Source organism: Streptomyces sp. NPDC001980 (assembly GCF_040296885.1).
GTDB lineage: Bacteria > Actinomycetota > Actinomycetes > Streptomycetales > Streptomycetaceae > Streptomyces.
In genome coordinates this window covers 414,882-433,567 of the sequence record NZ_JBEOYD010000003.1, presented here as the reverse complement: position 1 = coordinate 433,567, position 18,686 = coordinate 414,882, and the positions used below count along the sequence as shown (strand labels likewise).

Genomic DNA, 18,686 nt, shown 5'->3' with positions numbered 1-18,686 from the left:
GTGGCCGGGAGCCCCGGTGGGCGGGATCGGGGCTAGAGGAGCGTCAGGTCCACGATGCCGAAGGCTGCTGCCGCTACCAGGGCCGCTGCCGGCATCGTGATGAACCAGCCCAGGACGATGTTCTTGGCGATGCCCCAGCGGACCGCGTTCACGCGCTTCGTCGCGCCGACGCCCATGATGGCCGAGGTGATGACGTGGGTCGTGGAGATGGGCGCCTTGAAGAGGAACGCCGTGGTGAACATGATCGACGCACCGGTCGCCTCGGCCGCGAAGCCCTGCGGGGGGTCGAGTTCGATGATCTTGCGGCCGAGGGTGCGCATGATGCGCCAGCCGCCGGCGTAGGTGCCGAGCGAGAGCATCACGGCACAGATGATCTTGACCCAGACCGGGATCGGGTCGCCGTACGTCTCGTGGCCGGAAATCACCAGTGCCATGACGACGACGCCCATCGTCTTCTGGGCGTCCTGGAGGCCGTGGCCGAGCGCCATGCCGGCCGCGGAGACGGTCTGCGCTATCCGGAAGCCCCGCTTCGCCTTGTGCGGGTTGGAGCGGCGGAACAGCCACATGATGGCCGTCATGACCAGGTAGCCGAGGACCAGGCCGACGAGCGGGGACAGGAACATCGGGATGATGACCTTGTCCACGACGCCGTTCCAGAGGACGGTCGTGCCGCCGGCCAGTGCCGCGCCCACCAGGCCGCCGAACAGCGCGTGCGAGGAGGACGAGGGCAGGCCGAAGTACCAGGTGACGAGGTTCCAGACGATCGCGCCGACCAGCGCCGCGAAGAGGATGCCCAGGCCCGTGGAGCCCTTGGGCGTCTCGATCAGGCCCTCACTGACCGTCTTGGCGACCCCGGAGCCCAGGAAGGCGCCCGCGAGGTTCATCACGGCCGCCATCGCGAGGGCCGCGCGCGGCGTCAGCGCGCGGGTGGAGACCGAGGTCGCAATCGCGTTCGCCGAGTCGTGGAAACCGTTCGTATACGTGAAGAAGAGCGCGACCAGGATGGTCACGACGAGCGCGAAGGTGTCCATCGACGGCTCAGGACTCCTTGACGGCGATGGTCTCCACCGTGTTCGCCACGTGCTCGAACGCGTCCGCCGCCTCTTCCAGGACGTCCACGATCTGCTTGAGCTTCAGCACCTCGATCGCGTCGTACTTGCCGTTGAAGAGGTGGGCGAGAAGCTTGCGGTGGATCTGGTCCGCCTGGTTCTCCAGGCGGTTCACCTCGATCCAGTACTCGGTGAGGTTCTCCAGCGTGCGCAGGTGGGGCATCGCCTCGGCCGTCAGGTCGGCGGCCCGGGCCAGCACCTCGATCTGCTGCTCGACGCCCTTCGGCAGTTCCTCGATGTTGTAGAGGACGACCAGGTCGACGGCCTCCTCCATGAAGTCCATGATGTCGTCGAGGGACGATGCGAGGGAGTAGATGTCCTCGCGGTCGAAGGGCGTGATGAACGAGGAGTTCAGCTGGTGGAAGATCGCGTGCGTGGCGTCGTCACCTGCGTGTTCCGCTGCCCGCATACGCTCTGCGATCTCGGCCCGGGCAGACGCGTCCGCCCCGAGCAGTTCCATCAGGAGTTTCGAGCCCGTGACGATGTTGTCCGCGGACGCGGCGAACATGTCGTAGAAGCTCGTCTCCCTGGGGGTCAGACGAAAGCGCACTTGGGGTCCTCGGTATGCATGGGTTTCGGTCAGGCTGATGCTAAGCGCATCATCCGGCCACGGCTAATGGGCCGCCCTCCAGTTTCGCCCATCGGGCTTGGTGATCATGAAGGGGGCGTCCCGAGGGCCCTATACCCAGCAAAGTTCGTTACCATATACCCACCAGGGGTATATGAATCGACGATGCGGAGGACGCGATGACGACCACCGAGGCCGGCGCCACGACGCCCTCCGGAAGCGGAGCGCCGGCGACCACGCACGGTTACCACAAGCAGAAGGCCGAGCACCTCAAACGGCTGCGCCGGATCGAGGGTCAGATCCGGGGTCTGCAGCGCATGGTCGACGAGGACACCTACTGCATCGACATACTCACCCAGGTCTCCGCCTCCACCAAGGCCCTGCAGTCCTTCGCCCTCCAGCTCCTCGAGGAACACCTGCGGCACTGCGTCGCCGACGCGGCCGTCAAGGGCGGGTCGGAGATCGACGCGAAGGTCGAGGAGGCCACCCAGGCCATCGCCCGCCTGCTGCGGACCTGAGCCGACCCGAGCGGTCCCGACCGGCGCCTGGCCTGAATCAGTAGACCTCGCGCTCCTCGGCCACGCGCAGCACCTCGTCGATACTCTCCAGGCTGAGCCGGTCCTCGGCGGCCGACGCCGCGATGATCAGCTCTCCGCACAGCTCGATCTCGGCGAGGGCCACGTGGTCCTGAACTGCCGTACCGCCGACCGGAGCCACGTGCATCACCTCTTCTCTGCCGTCACCGACTCTCTAGAGTAGGCAGCGGTCTACACAACGCGCATGGCACGGACGGGCTAGTTCACAGGTTGCACAGAGCCGTTCCCTGACTAGTGCGTCGGCTGGTTTTCGGCGATCCGGCCCGCGTAGATGTCCTCGGAGCGTGGCAGCTTCACGTCCACCGGAGTGCCGAAACCGTACAGCAGGGTCGTCGAGGCGACCGCCACCGTGCCCTTGCCGCTGTCGTTGACGAAGCTGAACCGCTGCCGCAGTTTCCGGATCCGGCCCTGCTTGTCGAGGTACACGTCGAACGGGACCTCGGGGGTGGCGAACCCTTTCGCCGCGGCGGCCAGGGCGGCCCTGTCGTCGGCGGACGCCGAGCGGGCGGCGGCCGCGAGGTCGGCGGTGCCCCGGTAGTGCCGGACCTCGGTCCCGGCGAACTCGGTCTTTCCCACGTACGTCGCGGTGCGGGTGCCGCGCAGCAGCTCGGCCGCCGCGAACGGGTCGGTCGCGCCGCCGGTGACCAGGTTGCCGTCGGAGAGGGTCGCGGTCTCCACCCGGACCCACTTGTCGGCGGGCACCCCGGCGCCCCGGTTCTTCATGAACAGCGCGCCCGGGGCGAGGAGTTCGGTGATCGGGCGGTGCTCGGAGGTGCCGGCGGGGTCCTGCGGGAGGACGACCGTGAGCCTGCCGAGCTGCCGTTCGTAGTCGTAGACGCCCTTGCCGCGGATGGTGACCCGGGTGCCGCCGGTGGCCATCTCCATGGAGGTCGTCGCCTGGGAGGTGCGGGTGGCGCGCAGGGTGTCCGCCGCGCGCTTCAGGAGGGCGACCGGGTTGTCGCCGGGGGAGCCGCTGACGCCCTCGGCCGTGGCGCCGCCGCAGCCGGTGGCGCAGGCGCCGAGGCCGACCACGAGCCCTACGGTGACGGCCGTCTTCCCAGCGCGCCAGTGCTGCCGCCGTTCCATTGCCTGCCTACCCCCAGCCGGTACGTCCGTCACGGGTCCCGCGTCGTTCCGCTTAACGAGGGGTGGGTGGGGCCGTCACGCATACCAGTGCTTTACCGGGCGTGGGTAACGTTGTCGGCGTGGCGCAGGAGGACGGTTCCGAGCGGGCCTTGCACGGACAGGAACACCACACGAGCATGGTCGAACAGGGGCGGTTCTGTTTCGCCCGGTGCACGTGTGGGTGGCGAGGACCGGCGCGACGGGCGAGAAGCCTCGCGCGGACGGACGGGGAAGGTCACAGAACCCAGGCATGAGGCGCGGCAGCGCCCCGAGGGGCGCTGGGGGTACCCCGGCCGAAGGCTGGGGGAGGAACTGCGCGACCAGCCACCGTTCGGGAGTGAGCGTCTCGTACACGGCGTCGCGGTGCAGGGCGTGCACCAGGGCGACGTGGCTCTGGTGTTCCATCGGCCGAGCAGCAGCACCGCGCCGCTCTGGCCTTCCTGCGTACTCGTCACATAGCTGCCGAGCAACCGCAGTTCCGCGTAACGGCCGACGAGCGGAACCCGGTGGAGGGTCCGAGGGTGCCCGGACGGGTGTTCGGTCATGCCCGAAGCCGAACACCTGCCGCCGTTCGACTTCCCAGGGCCGGACCCCAGTCGGACCCTGGTTCCGTCGAGCCCCCTAGGGGGTGTTGTGCAGCGAGGCCAGGAGCTCGTCCACCAACTCCGCGTCCCGCGGCTGGGTCAGGCGCTGCCGGGCCTCCGCCGGGCGGAGCCACAGGATCCTGTCCACCTCGTGGTTCGGGGTGAAGTGACCCTCGCCCGCCTCGCCGGCCCAGTAACGGACGTCCTTGGGGCGGCCGTTGGCGTAGTAGTGGGCGGTGGAGAGCTCGCTGCCGAGCGCGGCCGTGTAGCCGGTCTCCTCCGCCACCTCGCGCAACGCGCCCGTCGCCGCGTCCTCGCCCCGCTTGAGCTTGCCCTTCGGGTGCGACCAGTCGTCGTACTTGGGGCGGTGGACGAGGCAGACCTCCAGGTCGCCGTCGACCGGCGAGCGGCGCCACAGGACGCAGCCCGCCGCCAGCACCGGGGTGTCGGTCACACGGCCTCCACCCGCTGCTTCTGCCACGCCTGCTGGAACGCGAACCTGGCCGCCTCCACCTCGTGCCGCTGGTCGGCGTGGAGGACACCGAGGGCGTAGGCCGTCGCGGGGGCGATGCGCGGGGTGCGGGCCGCCGAGGCGGCCGCGGCGGCGGCTTCCGAGGCGTCGCGGTGCCGGTTCAGGGCCTGGCCGGCCGCGAGCAGTCGTACGTCCACGGGCGCGTCCTCGCCGCACAGCACCTCGCGGGCGTAGCGGTGCAGGCGCAGCAGGAGGCGGACCTGGTGCCAGGGGCCGTCCTGGGGGTGCGGGGCCGGGTCCGGGGACAGGCCGTGGACCAGGGCCTCCGCGTTGTAGGGGTGGCCCGCGGTGACCAGGGGGAGCGCCGCGATGGCGTCGGTGAGGCGCTCCTCGGCCGCCGACGCCAGCGGGCGCAGGTCGGTGGCGGGCGCCGCGGCCGTCAGCGGGACCTCGCTGGCCAGCACCGCGACCTTGTCGGCGACCGCGTGGAAGCGGGAGGAGCCGAGCGCCTGGAGGGCCGTGGAGTGGGCCCGGGTGCGGGCGAGGGTGAGCTGGCGGTCGAGGAGGGCGCCGGCTTTGGCCGCGCCCACCGTGAGGTTGCCGCGGTCGGCCGCCGTGTCCGAAGTGGCCTGGCCCGGCAGGGTCGTTGAGCCGGAGAGGCGGTGCAGCGCCAGCAACAGACGCTCCAGCCGGGCCTCGTAGGCGTGCTCAAGGCCCAACGTGCCCGACAGCCAGGCGAGTTCGGGGCGGATCTCCTCGGACCAGTCGGTCTCCAGGAGCGGTCGGAAGGTGTGCAGGCTGCCGCTGATGCGCCGGGCCGAGCGGCGCAGGGCGCGGGCCGCGTCGACGGACTCCTCCGTCGCGCTCACCGTCCCGGTCTCCCGGTGCAGGCGCAGCGCGCGGAGGAACTCCGTGGCCTGGGCGCGCAGGTAGCCCGCGAGGGCGTCCCCGGTCGTCACCCGGGCCGTCGGGTCCGTCGGTTCAAGGTGTTGCTGTGCCACGCCGGCGCCTCCGGGCGTCTATGAGCATCTCCTGGGTGTTGCGCAGGGGCTGGCCGTCCGCGTCGGTCGCGTGCCGGGTCCATTCGCCGTCCGGGCCCAGGTGCCAGGAGGAGGTGGAGTCGGACATGCCGGATTCGAGGAACCGGTTGAGCGCGGCCCGGTGAGCCGGGTCGACGACCCGGACCAGGGCCTCTATCCGGCGGTCGAGGTTGCGGTGCATCATGTCGGCGCTGCCTATCCACACCTCGGGCTCGCCGCCGTTGCCGAAGGCGAAGACCCGGGAGTGCTCCAGGAAGCGGCCGAGGATCGAGCGGACCCGGACGGTCTCCGACAGGCCCGCGACGCCCGGGCGGATCGCGCAGATGCCGCGCACCCAGATGTCGACCGGCACGCCCGCCATGGACGCGCGGTAGAGGGCGTCGATGATCGCCTCGTCCACCATCGAGTTGACCTTGATGCGGATGAACGCGGGGCGGCCGGCCCGGTGGTGCTGTATTTCCTTCTCGATGCGCGCGATCAGTCCGTCGCGCAGCGACTTGGGGGCCACCAGCAGGCGGCGGTAGGTCTCCCGGCGGGAGTAGCCGGAGAGCCGGTTGAACAGGTCGGACAGGTCCGCGCCGACTTGCGGGTCGGCGGTGAGCAGGCCGAGGTCCTCGTACAGGCGCGCGGTCTTCGGGTGGTAGTTGCCGGTGCCCACGTGGCTGTAGCGGCGGAGCGTCTCGCCCTCCTGGCGGACCACCAGGGACAGCTTGCAGTGGGTCTTCAGGCCGACCAGGCCGTAGACCACGTGGCAGCCGGCCTCTTCCAGCTTGCGCGCCCACTTGATGTTGGCGTGCTCGTCGAAGCGGGCCTTGATCTCGACCAGGACGAGGACCTGCTTGCCGGCCTCGGCGGCGTCGATGAGCGCGTTGACGATCGGGGAGTCGCCGGAGGTCCGGTACAGGGTCTGCTTGATCGCGAGGACGTCCGGGTCCTCGGCGGCCTGCTCGACGAAGGCCTGCACGGAGGTGGAGAAGCTGTCGTACGGGTGGTGCAGCAGCACGTCCCGCTCGCGCAGGGCGGCGAAGATGTCGGGCGCGGACGCCGACTCGACCTCGGCGAGGTCGCGGTGGGTGCCCGCGATGAACTTGCGGTACTTCAGCTCCGGGCGGTCCAGGCTCGCGAAGCGGAACAGGCCGGTGAGGTCGAGCGGGCCGGGCAGCGGGTAGACCTCCGCCTCGGAGATCTTCAGCTCGCGCACCAGCAGGTCGAGGACCTCGCGGTCGATGGACTCCTCGACCTCCAGGCGCACCGGCGGCCCGAAGCGGCGCCGCATGAGCTCCTTCTCCAGGGCCTGGAGCAGGTTCTCCGCGTCGTCCTCCTCGACCTCCAGGTCCTCGTTCCTCGTCAGCCGGAAGGCGTGGTGCTCCACGACCTCCATGCCCGGGAACAGCTCCTCCAGGTGGGCGGCGATGACGTCCTCGATCGGGACGTAGCGGCCCGGGGAGCTCTCCAGGAAGCGGGACAGCGACGGCGGCACCTTCACGCGGGCGAAGTGCTTGTGACCGCTGACCGGGTTGCGGACGACCACGGCCAGGTTCAGGGAGAGCCCGGAGATGTACGGGAACGGGTGCGCCGGGTCGACCGCCAGCGGGGTCAGGACCGGGAAGATCTGGTGCCGGAACAGCGTGAAGAGCCGCGCCTGCTCCTTCTCGGTCAGCTCGGCCCAGCGGACCAGGTGGATGCCCTCCTCCGCGAGCGCGGGGGCGACGTCCTCGTGGTAGCAGGCGGAGTGCCGGGCCATCAGCTCGCGGGAGCGGGCCCAGATCATCTCCAGCACCTCGCGGGGCTGCAGCCCGGAGGCGGAGCGGGTGGCCACCCCGGTGGCGATCCGGCGCTTCAGGCCCGCCACCCGGACCATGAAGAACTCGTCCAGGTTGCTCGCGAAGATCGCCAGGAAGTTCGCCCGCTCCAGCAGCGGCGTGTTCGGGTCCTCGGCCAGTTCGAGAACCCGCTCGTTGAACGCGAGCCAGCTGCGCTCCCGGTCGAGGAAGCGCCCCTGGGGCAGCTGAACCCCGTCGACCTGCGACTCCTCGTACGTGTCGAGGTCGGCGTCGAGGTCGGGTTCCAGGTCGGAGACCACGGCGGCCACGGTGTGCGGGCGGTGTGCTGCTATGGAGCCCACGGAGGGCTGGACGTGCTGAACCTCGGCTGCCTGGGCGTTCTGCTGACTCATGACCCCATTGTTCCGCGCCCGGGCCGTGACAGGCGCGTCGGAACGTGCGGGTGGGAGCTGGACGACCCCGTTTCCCGCGAACCCCTCGGGGGGCGGCGAAGGCTCTGGCACGGCGGGCTTCATTGGCTGAGCGTCGCAAGTCCGTCTGAACCAATGGTTACGAAGACATGGCGTATGGGATAGCGGCGGGAGGCTCGCGGACGTCTGTGATCAGCCTGAGGAGGCCTTCGGGATCACGAAAGTGACGATCCTGTACGACCTTCCCACCGGTCCCGCACGCCCTTCCGCCGTCCGGGGGTACGCGCGGGACCGACGGTCCCTCAGCGGGTCCGGCGGCGCAAGAGCCAGAACGCGCCGACTGTGGCCGCGGCGGCCGGCACGAGCACCATCGCGGTGGCGCTCAGCTGCACGGCCCAGAAGCCGTGCAGCGGGCCGTGCAGCGGCTTCCACGCCTCGCGCAGGTACAGCCTGGTCACCAGGGTCACGGCGGCGGCCGCGCCGAGCGCCGGGAGGGTGCGGCCGAGCGCGATCCCGGCGAGGGCGCCGACGGCGAGGCCGAACAGGAGCAGGGCCGGCAGCAGCGGGCCGCGCGGGACGAAGACCCGGTCGTAGGTCCAGTTGCTGACCAGCCAGTCCTGGTCGGAGGTCCATGCCCGGCCGAAGACCAGCGCGAGCAGCCCGCCCCCGGCGACCAGCGGCAGGGCGGCCGCGGTCAGCTTGCCGGCCAGCCAGCGGACCGGGGACACGGACTGGGTCCAGGCGAGCTTGGCGGTGCCGGACTCCAGCTCCCGCCCGATCAGCGCCCCGCCCGCCCAGGCGGCGACGGCGACGCAGGAGTAGCTGAGGGCCTCGCCGAGGAAGTTGAAGACGTTGTTGGCGTCGGTGAACGCGGAGTAATCGCAGTTGGCGGCGTACTCCTCGCTGTCGAAGGGGAGGTGCGGGCAGGTCCGCTCGGCCGGCACCTCCGAGAGGTGCAGCCAGAGCAGCCAGCCCGTCACGAGCAGCACGAACACGGCCCAGACGAGCAGCGCGGGGCGGTGCAGCCGGCGCAGGGAGCGGTGGGCGGACGCGGCCGCGGGTGCGGGGGTGGGGCTGGGGGCGGCGGGCAGGGCGGTCATCAGGCGGTGGTCTTTCCGGTCAGGCGGCGCAGCGCCAGGAAGCAGCCCAGGGTCAGCAGGGCCGTCACGCCGAGGATCAGGGCGGTGCCGGTCAGCTGGAGCGGCCAGGAGTGCGAGGCGGGGTGGTAGTCGCCGTACTGGACGTCGTCGGCGAGCTTGCCCGACCGCCATGTCCAGGAGCTGTTGGGGAGGGCGAAGTAGGCCTTTCCGGTGCTGGTCCTGGTCGGCCACAGGCGGGGCAGGAGCAGCTGGGCGGCGGTCCAGACCGCGCCGGTGAGGAGCAGGCCGAGGCCCAGGGCGGGCAGGGTGCGCCGGGACAGCAGGCCCGTCAGCGCGCCGGCGGCCAGGCCGCACAGGGCCAGGGCGACGAGGGTGGGGCCGTTGGTGTGGAAGGTCGGGATGTCGTACCACTGCTTGGCGGTGTCGATACGGCCGTTGCCCGCGGCCCAGGCCAGGTGGTGCAGCCAGACCAGCAGCGCGGTCCCGGCGGCGACGGCCGCGGCCGGTACCGCGAGCCGGACGGTCAGCCAGCGCACGGGGGTGCTGGACTGGGTCCAGGCCAGCCGGGCGGTGCCGGACTCCAGCTCCTTGCCGAACGCGCCACCCGCCCAGGCGGCCGTCAGGAAGGGCACCGCGGCCACGGCCAGGGTGGCGTAGTTGTACCAGTCCTTGTAGCGCAGGATCGCGTTCTGGTCGTACCTGCACCGCTGCCAGTCCGTGCAGGCGTCGTACTGGCGCCAGGCGTCGGCCGCGGCGTCGGTCAGCGGGCCGTACAGCAGGAGGAGCAGGGCGGCGAGGGCGAGGGCCAGGCCCGTCCAGACGTACAGCGCGGGGCGGTGCAGGCGCAGCACCCAGCGGGTGAGGTGGGCCCGGGCGGCCGGCGCGGGTGCGGGGGCGGTCAGGGTGGTCATACGGTGGCCTCCACCGCGGTCAGGGCCGGGGCCTCGGGGTTGCGGAGGTGGGCGAGGACCAGCTCCTCCAGGGAAGGGGTGTCGGTGCGCCAGTCGGCGGGCAGCGGGCCCGCCGGGCGGACCAGGGCGCTGAGCTGCCGGCCGGTGGTCCGGGAGTCCACGACGGTGTGCGGGGCGAGGTCGGCGTCGGCGGGGGCGGCGACCCGGGCGTGTGCGCCCAGCAGGTCGTCGATCTCGCCGGCCAGCCGGACCCGGCCGCCGCCGATCAGCAGCAGGTGGTCGCAGGAGTCCTCCAGTTCGGCGACCACGTGCGAGGACATCGCGATGGTGGTGCCGTGCTGGGCGGCCTCCACCATCAGCACGCCCATCAGCTCGTGCCGGGCCAGCGGGTCGAGGTCGGCCATCGGCTCGTCGAGGAGGAGCAGCTCGGGCCGCTTGCCGAGGGCGAGGGCGAGCGCGACCCGGGTGCGCTGGCCGCCGGAGAGGGCGCGGACCCGGGACTTCGGGTCCAGGTCGCCGCCGGCCACGACGTGCTCGGCGGTGGCCGCGTCCCAGCGCTCCGGGTTGAGGTCGGCGCCCATCGCCAGCGTCTCGGCGATCGTGAGCTGCGGATACAGCGGCTTGTCCTGGGCGACGTAACCGACTCGGCCGCGCGCCTCGGCCGGGGTGGTGCCGAGGACGGTCAGCTCGCCCTCGGTGGCGCCGAGCAGACCGGCGGCGAGGGCGAGGAGCGTGGACTTGCCCGCCCCGTTGGGGCCGACGACGGCGCAGACCCGCCCGGCGGGGAGCCGGAAGGTGCAGTCGTGCAGCGCCCAGCCCCCGCGCCGGCCGAACCGTTTGCCGAGCGCGGACGCCGCTATCGCGGTGTCGGTCATGAACTCTCTCCTTGGAGGTGCTTCGCGAAGTGCTTTTCGAGTACGGCGGTGAAGAGTGCGGCCACGTCGTCGCGGTCCAGGCCGGCCGCACGGGCCCGTTCCGCCCAGTCCGCCAGCTCCCCGGGCAGGGGGGACTCGGCGGCCGGGGCGGTGCCGAGCGAGCGCTTCACGAAGGTGCCGAGGCCGCGCCGGGCCTCGACCAGGCCCTCGCGCTCCAGCTCCCGGTAGGCCTTGAGGACGGTGTTGGGGTTGATGGCGGTGGCCTCGACCACCTCACGGGCGGTGGGCAGCTTGTCTCCCGGCTGGAGGTGCCCCAGGCGCAGGGCCTGTTTGGTCTGCTGGACGATCTGGACGTAGGTGGCGACGCCGGAGCGCCGGTCGATGCGGTACTCGACCACCCGTACAACCACCCTTTCACTAATTGAGTAGTGAAAGGGTGGTGGAAGTACTGCCCGAAAGTCAACCCGGGATCGGTGAACCGATCGGCGGGGCTCGTGCGATGAGGAGACGTGAGCGGAACGAGAAGCGACGGTGAGCTGCTGCGGGCCATAGCCGCGGACTCGGACCGGCGCGCCTTCGAGGAGCTGTACCGGCGGTACGCGCCGTGGCTGACCGCGCGGCTGCGCGGCCGGTGCGCGGATCCGGCGGTCGTCGAGGACGTCGTGCAGGAGACGTTCCTGGCGGTGTGGCGGGGGACCGCCCGCTACCACGAGGAGGGTGACGCCGCCGGGTGGCTGTGGCGCATCGGGTCGCGGCGACTGGTCGACGCGCTGCGCGGCGACGGGGCCCGGGGCCGGCTGCGGCAGGCGCTGGCCCGGCTGCGGCACCGGGACGAGGCCTCGGCGGAGGAACGCGTGCTCGCGGGGGTGGAGCACGGGGACCTCGCCGGGGCCCTGGTCCGGCTCTCGCCCGAACTGCGGGCGGTGCTCCAGGCGACGGTGATCGACGGACTGACCACCCGGGAGGCCGCGGTCCTGCTCGGCATCCCGCCGGGGACGGTCAAGACCCGCGCGATGCGGGCGCGCAAGCAGCTGCGGGAGGAGCTGGCATGACCTGGCATGTGTCTGAAGAGGATCTACGGGCGTACGCGCACGGCGAGTTGGCGTCGCCGCTGCTGTGGTCGGCCGACACCCACGTCGGCTCCTGCGCCGAGTGCAGGGCGGTACTGGCGTCCGTGTCGGACCCGGTCGCGCTGGACGCCGGCTGGGAGCGCCTGGACGCCGAACTGGACGCGCCGAGCCCAGGGCTGGGCCAACGGCTCCTGGTCCGCCTCGGGGTCGCCGACCACACCGCACAGCTGCTCACCGCGACCCCGGTGCTGCGCCGCTCCTGGCTGGCCTCGGTGGCGTTCGTGCTGGCGGCGACGGTCCTGGTGGTCCACGCGGTGGACGCCCCGGCCCTGTTCCTGGCCCTCGCCCCGCTGCTCCCGCTCGCCGCGGTGGCCCTGTCGTACGGACCGGTCCTCGACCCGACGTACGAGATCGCCGCGGTCGCCCCGACGCACGGCTTCCGGCTGCTGATGATCCGCACGGTGGCCGCGCTGACCGCCTCGCTCGGCCTCAACTGCCTGGCCGCGCTGGCCCTGCCCGGCTACGGCCTGCTCGCCTTCGGCTGGCTGCTGCCCGCCCTCGCGCTCACCGCGGCCGGCCTCGCCCTCTCCGCCCGGCTGGGTCCGCTGCTCGGGCCCGGACTGGTCGGCGGGGCGTGGACCGCCCTGATGGCGGTGGCGGCGATGCACCCGACGCACACGTCGGCCGCCTTCACCACGGCCGGGCAGTCGGTGGCCGCCGCTCTCGCCGCACTGGCGACGCTCCTGCTCCACCAGGTGCGGGACCGCTTCGACGCCAGGCCCTACTGATGCCCGACTGCCCGACTGCCCCATCGGCCGACTGCCCGACTGCCCTGTCGACCGACTGCCCGACTGCCCGCCTGATCGCTGGAGTCCTACGTTGAACACCACTGTCTCCGCCGTCGGCCTCACCGTGCGCTACGGCGGCACCCCGGCGCTCGACGGCGTCACCCTGTCCCTGACGGACGGCGTCACCGGCCTGATCGGGCCCAACGGCGCTGGAAAGACCACCCTGTTGAAGGTTCTCGCCACCGCCGTACCGCCGGACGGCGGCGCCTTCACGGTGCACGGCGAGGACCCGGCCACCCCGGCCGGCCGGCTCGCGGTCCGCCGCACGCTCGGCTACCTCCCGCAGACCCCCGGTTTCCACCCGGACTTCACGGCCTTCGAGTTCGTCGACTACGTCGCCATCCTCAAGGAGCTCACCGACCGCGGCGGCCGCCACCGCGAGGTGCGGCGGGTCCTGGACCAGGTCGGCCTGGCCGACGTACGCGGCAGGCGGATCAAGCGGCTCTCCGGCGGGATGCGGCAGCGGGTCGCGCTGGCCGCCGCGCTCGTCGGCGACCCCCGGTTCCTGGTCCTGGACGAGCCGACGGTCGGACTCGACCCGGAACAGCGCATGCGGTTCCGGGAGCTGATCGCGGAGGCCGGTGAGGGCCGCACGGTCCTGCTGTCCACCCACCAGACCGAGGACGTGGCGATGCTCTGCAACCGGGTGATCGTGCTGGTCGGCGGCCGGGTCCGGTTCGACGGCACGCCGGCCGAGCTGACGGCCCGCGCGGCCGGACGCGTGTGGAGCAGCACGGAACGCGCCCCGGGCGCACGGGCGGGCTGGCGCACCGGCACCGGCACCTTCCGCAACGTCGGCGACCCGCCCACCGGCGCCGACCTGCTCGAACCGACCCTGGAGGACGGCTACCTGCTGGTCCTCGACACGGAGAACGCGGCGGGCCCGGAGGTGGCGGCGGCATGACGACCGTACTCGTGAAGGACCCGGAGCCGGCGCCCGCCGGGCGCGAGCACCGCGAGCGCGACACCGCGTCCGCGTCCGTCTTCGCCCTGGCCGTGTTCGAGGCCCGCCAGCTCCTCCTCCAGATCCCGCTGCTGGTCTTCGGCCTGCTGTATCTCGCCTACGTCGGGTACGGCCTGTTCGGCCGGGACGAGGGCATGGACGCGTATCCCGTCCTGCACGACGTGGACCGCTCCACCCAGGGCGGCCCGGAGCTGTTCGCCGTGGCCCTGCTGGTGTGCGTGCACCGGGCGGCGCTGCTCAACCGGCGGCGCGGCCTGGAGGAGCAGTTCGGGGTGCTGGCGATGTCGCCCGCGCGCCGTACGCTCGCCCACGCCCTGTCCGCCGTGCCCTTCGCGGTCGGCATGGCCCTGGTGGTCGACGTCCAGTTCGCCTGGGCGGCGCTGCGGCCGGGCGCGGTCGGCCACGGCTCGGTCTTCGAACTGGCGGTGGCCCCGCTGACCGTCCTGCTCGCCGGTGCGATCGGCGTGCTGCTGGCCCGGGTCCTGCCCCACCCGGCGGCCCCGCTGCTCTTCCTGCTCGCGATCGGGTTGGTCACCAGCCTGCTGACCGGCGGTTCCGGCACGCACGGCGTGGACTGGCTGTGGCCCGCGGTGCTGCAGAACGGCGGCACCCCGGTCCCCGGCGAACTGCTGGGCCGCCCGGCAAGCTGGCACGCGCTCTACCTGCTGGGGCTCACGGTGCTGGTGGTGTGCGCGGCGATGCTGGTGGCCGGCGGCCGGGCGCGGCTCCTGAAGGCGGCGACCGCCGTGGCCCTGGCGGCGACGGTGGCCGGCGTGGCCGGTCAGGCACCGGGGGACTCCGCCGGTCTGCAGGCCGCTCGGAAGGCGGAGGCGGACCACCCGGCGAAGTTCCAGACGTGCGTCGAGCGGGCCGGCTCCCGGTACTGCGCGTACCCGGACTGGAAGGGCTGGACGGTCGACTGGGCCGGAGTCGTCCATCGCGTCCGGTCCGAGGCGGGCGGCGAGCAGGCCACCACCCGCCTCACCGTCCGTCAGCGCATCCAGGAGGTCACCGACCTCACCACGGACGCCACCCTCCCGACGAGCTCCACCCCCGGCACGGTCACCGTCGGCACCCAGTGGGGCGGCAACCGGGTGCCCGAGTTCGCGGTCGGGGTCGCCCGGGTCCTGGTCGCGGGCAACGAGCAGGCCTCCGTCGAGATGTGCGACGCCCGCGCGGTCACCACGATGTGGCTCGCCCTGGCCACCGACCCCACCCCCGAGGACACCTTCCGCCACCTCCGCATCGACGACAGCCTCTCGGGCTCGGCCGCGGTCCTCACCCCGGACGGCGGCAGCATGTCCGTCTCGGCCCAGCAGACCGAGGTCGTACGGGAACTGTTCCGCGAGCCGCACGACACGGTGGCGGCCCGGGTGAAGTCCCACTGGCAGCAGCTGGTCTCACCGCACACGACGACGGCCGAGGCGGCCCGCCTGCTCGGCGTGCAGGCACCGAAGGGCCCGGACGACTGCCAGGCGGGCTGAGCCCCGTGGTGCACGGCGGCCGGTGAGGGACGACCCTCAGGTGTCCGTCACGTCCCCGTCACGTCTCCGTCCGGTACATCAGGTCCGTCTCGTGCGTCACGAAGCCCAGTCGCTCGTAGACCGCGACCGCCGCCGTGTTGTCCGCGTCGACGTACAGCATCGCCGTCGGCAGCCCCCGCTCGGCCAGATACCGCAGCCCGATGGTGGTGAGGGACTTGCCGAGGCCGCCGCCCTGGGCGGTGGGGGAGACGCCGAGGACGTAGACCTCGCCGAGGCGTTCCGCGTCGTGGACCTTCGTCCAGTGGAAGCCGAGGAGTTCGCCGCCGCGCTCCGCGAGGAAGAAGCCGGCCGGGTCGAACCAGGGCTGGGCCTTGCGGTCGTCCAGGTCGCGCTGGGTGAGCGAGCCCTGTTCCGGGTGGTGGGCGAAGGCGGCGGCGTTGACGGCGAGCCAGGCCGCGTCGTCCCGGCCGGGGACGAAGGTGCGGACGGTGACGCCCTCGGGCAGCTTCGGGTCCGGCAGGTCCAGGCCGGTCAACGGGCGGCGCATCTGGCGCAGTTCCCGGAACAGCGTGAGACCGAGGACCTGCGCGAGGTGGCGGGCCGCCGAGTGGCCGCCGTGCGCCCACACCCGCAGCCGCTTGCCGGACGCGGCCAGCAGGGCGGCGCCCAGCGCGCGGCCGTGGCCGTGGCCCCGGTGGGCCGGATGGACGACCAGCTCCGCGGCCGGCGCCTCCACCGGATCGGTGTCCTCCAGCTGGGCGTAGCCGACGAGTTCGTCGCCCACGAAGAGGAGCAGATGGGAGACGCCCTCCCGGGCGCCGCCGCTCAGCTGGAGGCGGCCCTGCTCGGACACCGGCTGCTGGCCGTCGGCCTGAGCGGCCTGCGCCAGCATTTCCCGTACGGCCTCGGCCTGATCCGGGGTGAGCGCGGAGTAGGTGTCGATGGAGCGGGAGTACATGGGCGGCCGTGCGGTGTCGTCGCTGGTCATGCGTACGAGGGTACGGGGCCGGGTCGGCAAAGTGCGGGCACTGGGGGAAGGTAAAGGGCAGGGCAACCGGCAACCAAGATGTAACCATGAACCCCCTGTTGCGCTACGCGCGTTGACCCTAGGCTGCGCCGGACCGGGCCACTTCTCAGCAGACCCACAGGGGGGTTCCATGCCAGCGAAGTCCAGACCGTCCAGACGGCGTTCGTACGCGCTGCTCGCGTCGGCCGCAGGGCTCGCCACCGTCGCGGCCCTGGCGAGCGCGCTGCCCGCCGACGCGCACTCCGGCAAGGGGCACGGGCACCACGGCCCCAGCCGCTACCAGGACGTCCAGCTGCTCTCCTTCAACGACCTGCACGGCAACCTGGAGCCGCCGTCCGGCTCCTCGGGCCGGGTCACCGAGACCCAGGCCGACGGGACGACCAAGACGATCGACGCCGGTGGTGTCGAGTACCTCGCGACCCACCTGCGGCAGGCCCGCAAGGGGCACCCGTACTCCGTCACCGCCGCCGGCGGCGACATGGTGGGCGCCTCCCCGCTCATCTCCGGCCTCTTCCACGACGAGCCGACCATCGAGGCGCTCAACAAGCTCGACCTGGACGTCACGACGGTCGGCAACCACGAGTTCGACGAGGGCGCCAAGGAACTGGCCCGCCTCCAGAACGGCGGCTGCCACCCCACCGACGGCTGCTACACGGACAAGAAGTTCAAGGGCGCCGACTTCCCGTACCTGGCGGCCAACGTCCTCGACGAGAAGACGGACAAGCCGATCCTCAAGCCGTACTGGGTCTGGCAGAAGAAGGACGTCAAGATCGGCTTCATCGGCGTCACCCTGGAGGGCACGCCCGGCATCGTCTCCGCCGACGGCGTCAAGGGCCTGGCCTTCAAGGACGAGGTCGAGACCATCAACAAGTACGCCAAGGTGCTCCAGCGCCAGGGCGTCCAGTCGATCGTGGCGCTGGTCCACGAGGGCGGCTTCCCGTCCTCCTCCACCTACAACTACGACTGCGACTCCGCGGGCGCCGGCAGCGGCATCTCCGGCCCGATCGTCGACATCGCGAAGAACGTGACCCCGGCCGTGGACGCGCTGGTCACCGGCCACACCCACACCGCGTACGTCTGCACGATCGACGACCCGGCCGGCAACCCCCGCATGGTCACCTCCGCCGCCTCCTTCGGCCGCCTCTACACCGACACCACGCTGACCTACGACCGCCGCACCGGCGACATCGCGCGTACGGCCGTGCAGTCGGCGAACCACGTGGTCACCCGGGACGTCGCCAAGGCGCCCGACATGACCGAGCTGATCGGCAAGTGGAACACCCTCGCCGCCCCGATCGGCAACCGCGCCATCGGCTACATCTCCGCCGACGTCAACAGCACCGGCACCGAGTCCCCGATGGGCGACCTGATCGCCGACGCCCAGTTCGCCTACGGCAAGGAGCTGGACCCGGAGACCGACCTCGCGCTGATGAACCCGGGCGGGGTGCGGGGCGGTCTGACGTACGCGGCCAAGGGGAGTGAGGGCGACGGCGTCGTGACGTACGCCGAGGGCTTCACGGTCCAGCCGTTCGCCAACACCGTGAACCTCCAGAACTTCACCGGGGCCCAGCTCGTCCAGGTGCTCAAGGAGCAGGTGAGCGGTGCCAACGCGGCCGCTCCGAAGATCCTCCAGCCGTCCGCCAACCTCAGCTACACCCTGGACCTGACGAAGACGGGCGCGGACCGTGTCGTCACCGATTCCGTGAAGCTGAACGGCACGGCCGTCGACCTGGCCGCCACCTACCGCGTCGCCACCAACTCCTTCCTCGCGGGCGGCGGCGACGGCTTCACCACCCTCGGCCAGGGCACCGACGACCTGGTCGGCACCGACGACCTCTCCGCCCTCGCGGAGTACCTGACGGCCAACTCCTCGGCCGCGAGCCCCCTCGCGCCGCCGGCCGCGAACCGGATCACGGTCGTGCAGTAGTCACCCGCCTCCGCCCCACCCTGGGCCCGGTACGCACACCCGTGCGTACCGGGCCCTTTCTGCTGGATGTGCTGGATCTGCTGGATAAAACCTATGTGAGGCAGTGAACGGTTCCCGGTTGCTCCTGAAAATTCATCTCAGCCGCAATTCATCGAGGTCTAACTGAAAATGGCTTTCTCTGGCTCTCGGATCACGTAATGTTTTCCATGTCGAAAGCGAACGGCGCGGACGACAGAACGAAGGAGAAGATCATGAGCTTCCACAAGATCGTCCCGGTGAAGAAGGCCGAGAAGCCCGCTCCGAAGCCGGCTCCGAAGAAGAAGGACTGCAAGAAGTCCCAGCCCAAGCGCCCCGTGGGCAACCGCTAACTCGCCAGCCCAGAGGAGGGAATTTCCATGAGCTTCCACAAGATCGTCCCCGTCAAGAAGAACCACAAGCCCGCTCCGGCCCCGAAGAAGCCCGCGCCGAAGAAGCCGGCTCCGAAGCGCCGTCCGGTCGGCGACGAGCGCTGACAAAGAATTTACAGACGTAATTCAAATCAATTCACAGGTGGCTGCAGCAAGGCAGTAGAGAAACTGTTGCAGAACCAAGACAGAAGCCACGGCAGAAGCCGCGACCGAGAGGAACAGCATCATGAGCTTCCACAAGATCGTCCCCGTCAAGAAGCACCGCAAGCCGGCTCCGGCCCCGAAGAAGCCCGCGCCGAAGAAGCCGGAGCCGAAGCGCCCCGTCGGCGACCAGCACTGACGAACGCCGTGAGGCGGGGTCACCGGTTACGCGTGGTCGCACCGG

At 71.6% G+C, this 18,686-nt stretch carries 18 protein-coding genes; 6 read left to right on the top strand and 12 right to left on the bottom strand.

Features of this window, described 5'->3' with window-relative positions:
• Positions 1 to 32: 32 nt before the first annotated feature.
• Together ABT137_RS06715 and ABT137_RS06710 are read right to left on the bottom strand one after the other, a co-directional pair.
• Complete coding sequence (locus ABT137_RS06715) at positions 33 to 1,031, bottom strand: inorganic phosphate transporter (RefSeq protein WP_351703509.1); 999 nt, start codon at positions 1,029 to 1,031, stop codon at positions 33 to 35.
• Between the two features lie 7 nt (positions 1,032 to 1,038).
• Positions 1,039 to 1,659: a DUF47 domain-containing protein gene (locus ABT137_RS06710; RefSeq protein ID WP_351703506.1), complete on the bottom strand. Its 621-nt coding sequence runs from the start codon at positions 1,657 to 1,659 to the stop codon at positions 1,039 to 1,041.
• Between the two features lie 197 nt (positions 1,660 to 1,856).
• Between ABT137_RS06710 and ABT137_RS06705 the strand changes: the two genes are divergently transcribed.
• Complete coding sequence (locus tag ABT137_RS06705) at positions 1,857 to 2,195, top strand: metal-sensitive transcriptional regulator (protein ID WP_351703503.1); 339 nt, start codon at positions 1,857 to 1,859, stop codon at positions 2,193 to 2,195.
• A gap of 37 nt (positions 2,196 to 2,232) precedes the next feature.
• Here ABT137_RS06705 and ABT137_RS06700 read toward each other — a convergent pair whose 3' ends face one another.
• From ABT137_RS06700 to ABT137_RS06660, 9 genes are all read right to left on the bottom strand, one after another.
• Positions 2,233 to 2,400: a hypothetical protein gene (locus ABT137_RS06700; RefSeq protein WP_351703500.1), complete on the bottom strand. Its 168-nt coding sequence runs from the start codon at positions 2,398 to 2,400 to the stop codon at positions 2,233 to 2,235.
• A 104-nt stretch (positions 2,401 to 2,504) separates the two neighbouring features.
• A complete protein-coding gene (locus tag ABT137_RS06695) occupies positions 2,505 to 3,359 on the bottom strand; it encodes an SCO4651 family lipoprotein (protein WP_351703497.1) in 855 nt (284 codons plus the stop codon).
• Between the two features lie 660 nt (positions 3,360 to 4,019).
• Positions 4,020 to 4,436: an NUDIX hydrolase gene (locus ABT137_RS06690; RefSeq protein WP_351703494.1), complete on the bottom strand. Its 417-nt coding sequence runs from the start codon at positions 4,434 to 4,436 to the stop codon at positions 4,020 to 4,022.
• Positions 4,433 to 5,455, bottom strand: a complete 1,023-nt coding sequence (locus ABT137_RS06685) for a CHAD domain-containing protein (RefSeq protein ID WP_351703491.1) — start codon at positions 5,453 to 5,455, stop codon at positions 4,433 to 4,435. The genes ABT137_RS06690 and ABT137_RS06685 overlap by 4 nt, the downstream gene beginning before the upstream one ends.
• Positions 5,436 to 7,793 carry an RNA degradosome polyphosphate kinase gene (locus ABT137_RS06680; protein WP_502984479.1) on the bottom strand — a complete coding sequence of 786 codons (2,358 nt, stop codon included), beginning with the start codon at positions 7,791 to 7,793 and terminating at the stop codon, positions 5,436 to 5,438. The genes ABT137_RS06685 and ABT137_RS06680 overlap by 20 nt, the downstream gene beginning before the upstream one ends.
• Positions 7,794 to 7,990: 197 nt before the next feature.
• The gene (locus tag ABT137_RS06675; RefSeq protein ID WP_351703485.1) at positions 7,991 to 8,788 is read right to left on the bottom strand and encodes an ABC-2 membrane transporter-related protein; all 798 of its coding nucleotides are present in this window, start codon (positions 8,786 to 8,788) and stop codon (positions 7,991 to 7,993) included.
• Positions 8,788 to 9,699 carry an ABC-2 membrane transporter-related protein gene (locus ABT137_RS06670; RefSeq protein ID WP_351703482.1) on the bottom strand — a complete coding sequence of 304 codons (912 nt, stop codon included), beginning with the start codon at positions 9,697 to 9,699 and terminating at the stop codon, positions 8,788 to 8,790. Before ABT137_RS06670 ends, ABT137_RS06675 begins: the two co-directional genes overlap by 1 nt.
• Complete coding sequence (locus ABT137_RS06665; RefSeq protein WP_351703479.1) at positions 9,696 to 10,574, bottom strand: ABC transporter ATP-binding protein; 879 nt, start codon at positions 10,572 to 10,574, stop codon at positions 9,696 to 9,698. Before ABT137_RS06665 ends, ABT137_RS06670 begins: the two co-directional genes overlap by 4 nt.
• Positions 10,571 to 10,972 carry a GntR family transcriptional regulator gene (locus ABT137_RS06660; RefSeq protein WP_351703635.1) on the bottom strand — a complete coding sequence of 134 codons (402 nt, stop codon included), beginning with the start codon at positions 10,970 to 10,972 and terminating at the stop codon, positions 10,571 to 10,573. The genes ABT137_RS06665 and ABT137_RS06660 overlap by 4 nt, the downstream gene beginning before the upstream one ends.
• A 111-nt stretch (positions 10,973 to 11,083) precedes the next feature.
• Here ABT137_RS06660 and ABT137_RS06655 point away from each other — a divergent pair, with 111 nt between their 5' ends.
• The 4 genes from ABT137_RS06655 (at position 11,084) to ABT137_RS06640 (ending at position 14,940) form a co-directional block, all read left to right on the top strand.
• Entirely contained in the window at positions 11,084 to 11,626 is a 543-nt protein-coding gene (locus ABT137_RS06655) for an RNA polymerase sigma factor (RefSeq protein WP_351703476.1), read from the top strand.
• Positions 11,623 to 12,432 (top strand): cupin domain-containing protein, encoded by an 810-nt coding sequence (locus ABT137_RS06650; protein ID WP_351703473.1) that lies wholly within the window; start codon positions 11,623 to 11,625, stop codon positions 12,430 to 12,432. Before ABT137_RS06655 ends, ABT137_RS06650 begins: the two co-directional genes overlap by 4 nt.
• Before the next feature lie 91 nt (positions 12,433 to 12,523).
• A complete protein-coding gene (locus ABT137_RS06645) occupies positions 12,524 to 13,396 on the top strand; it encodes an ABC transporter ATP-binding protein (RefSeq protein ID WP_351703470.1) in 873 nt (290 codons plus the stop codon).
• The gene (locus ABT137_RS06640; protein WP_351703467.1) at positions 13,393 to 14,940 is read left to right on the top strand and encodes an ABC transporter permease; all 1,548 of its coding nucleotides are present in this window, start codon (positions 13,393 to 13,395) and stop codon (positions 14,938 to 14,940) included. Before ABT137_RS06645 ends, ABT137_RS06640 begins: the two co-directional genes overlap by 4 nt.
• A 58-nt stretch (positions 14,941 to 14,998) precedes the next feature.
• On the opposite strand, the gene mshD is transcribed toward ABT137_RS06640, so the two are convergent.
• Positions 14,999 to 15,928 (bottom strand): mycothiol synthase, encoded by a 930-nt coding sequence (gene mshD / locus ABT137_RS06635; protein WP_351703464.1) that lies wholly within the window; start codon positions 15,926 to 15,928, stop codon positions 14,999 to 15,001.
• Between the two features lie 169 nt (positions 15,929 to 16,097).
• Here mshD and ABT137_RS06630 point away from each other — a divergent pair, with 169 nt between their 5' ends.
• Positions 16,098 to 17,894, top strand: coding sequence for a bifunctional metallophosphatase/5'-nucleotidase (locus tag ABT137_RS06630; RefSeq protein WP_351703461.1), 1,797 nt, complete (start codon positions 16,098 to 16,100; stop codon positions 17,892 to 17,894).
• The last annotated feature ends 792 nt before the right edge of the window (positions 17,895 to 18,686 follow it).

Bases quoted from the DNA above. Each gene is read 5' to 3' on its own strand.
- ABT137_RS06715 (WP_351703509.1), bottom strand. From the start codon at position 1,031: ATGGACACCTTCGCGCTCGTCGTGACCATCCTGGTCGCGCTCTTCTTC.
- ABT137_RS06705 (WP_351703503.1), top strand. From the start codon at position 1,857: ATGACGACCACCGAGGCCGGCGCCACGACGCCCTCCGGAAGCGGAGCG.
- ABT137_RS06700 (WP_351703500.1), bottom strand. From the start codon at position 2,400: ATGCACGTGGCTCCGGTCGGCGGTACGGCAGTTCAGGACCACGTGGCC.
- ABT137_RS06695 (WP_351703497.1), bottom strand. From the start codon at position 3,359: ATGGAACGGCGGCAGCACTGGCGCGCTGGGAAGACGGCCGTCACCGTA.
- ABT137_RS06680 (WP_502984479.1), bottom strand. From the start codon at position 7,793: ATGAAGCCCGCCGTGCCAGAGCCTTCGCCGCCCCCCGAGGGGTTCGCG.
- ABT137_RS06675 (WP_351703485.1), bottom strand. From the start codon at position 8,788: ATGACCGCCCTGCCCGCCGCCCCCAGCCCCACCCCCGCACCCGCGGCC.
- ABT137_RS06670 (WP_351703482.1), bottom strand. From the start codon at position 9,699: ATGACCACCCTGACCGCCCCCGCACCCGCGCCGGCCGCCCGGGCCCAC.
- ABT137_RS06665 (WP_351703479.1), bottom strand. From the start codon at position 10,574: ATGACCGACACCGCGATAGCGGCGTCCGCGCTCGGCAAACGGTTCGGC.
- ABT137_RS06650 (WP_351703473.1), top strand. From the start codon at position 11,623: ATGACCTGGCATGTGTCTGAAGAGGATCTACGGGCGTACGCGCACGGC.
- ABT137_RS06640 (WP_351703467.1), top strand. From the start codon at position 13,393: ATGACGACCGTACTCGTGAAGGACCCGGAGCCGGCGCCCGCCGGGCGC.
- mshD (WP_351703464.1), bottom strand. From the start codon at position 15,928: ATGACCAGCGACGACACCGCACGGCCGCCCATGTACTCCCGCTCCATC.
- ABT137_RS06630 (WP_351703461.1), top strand. From the start codon at position 16,098: ATGCCAGCGAAGTCCAGACCGTCCAGACGGCGTTCGTACGCGCTGCTC.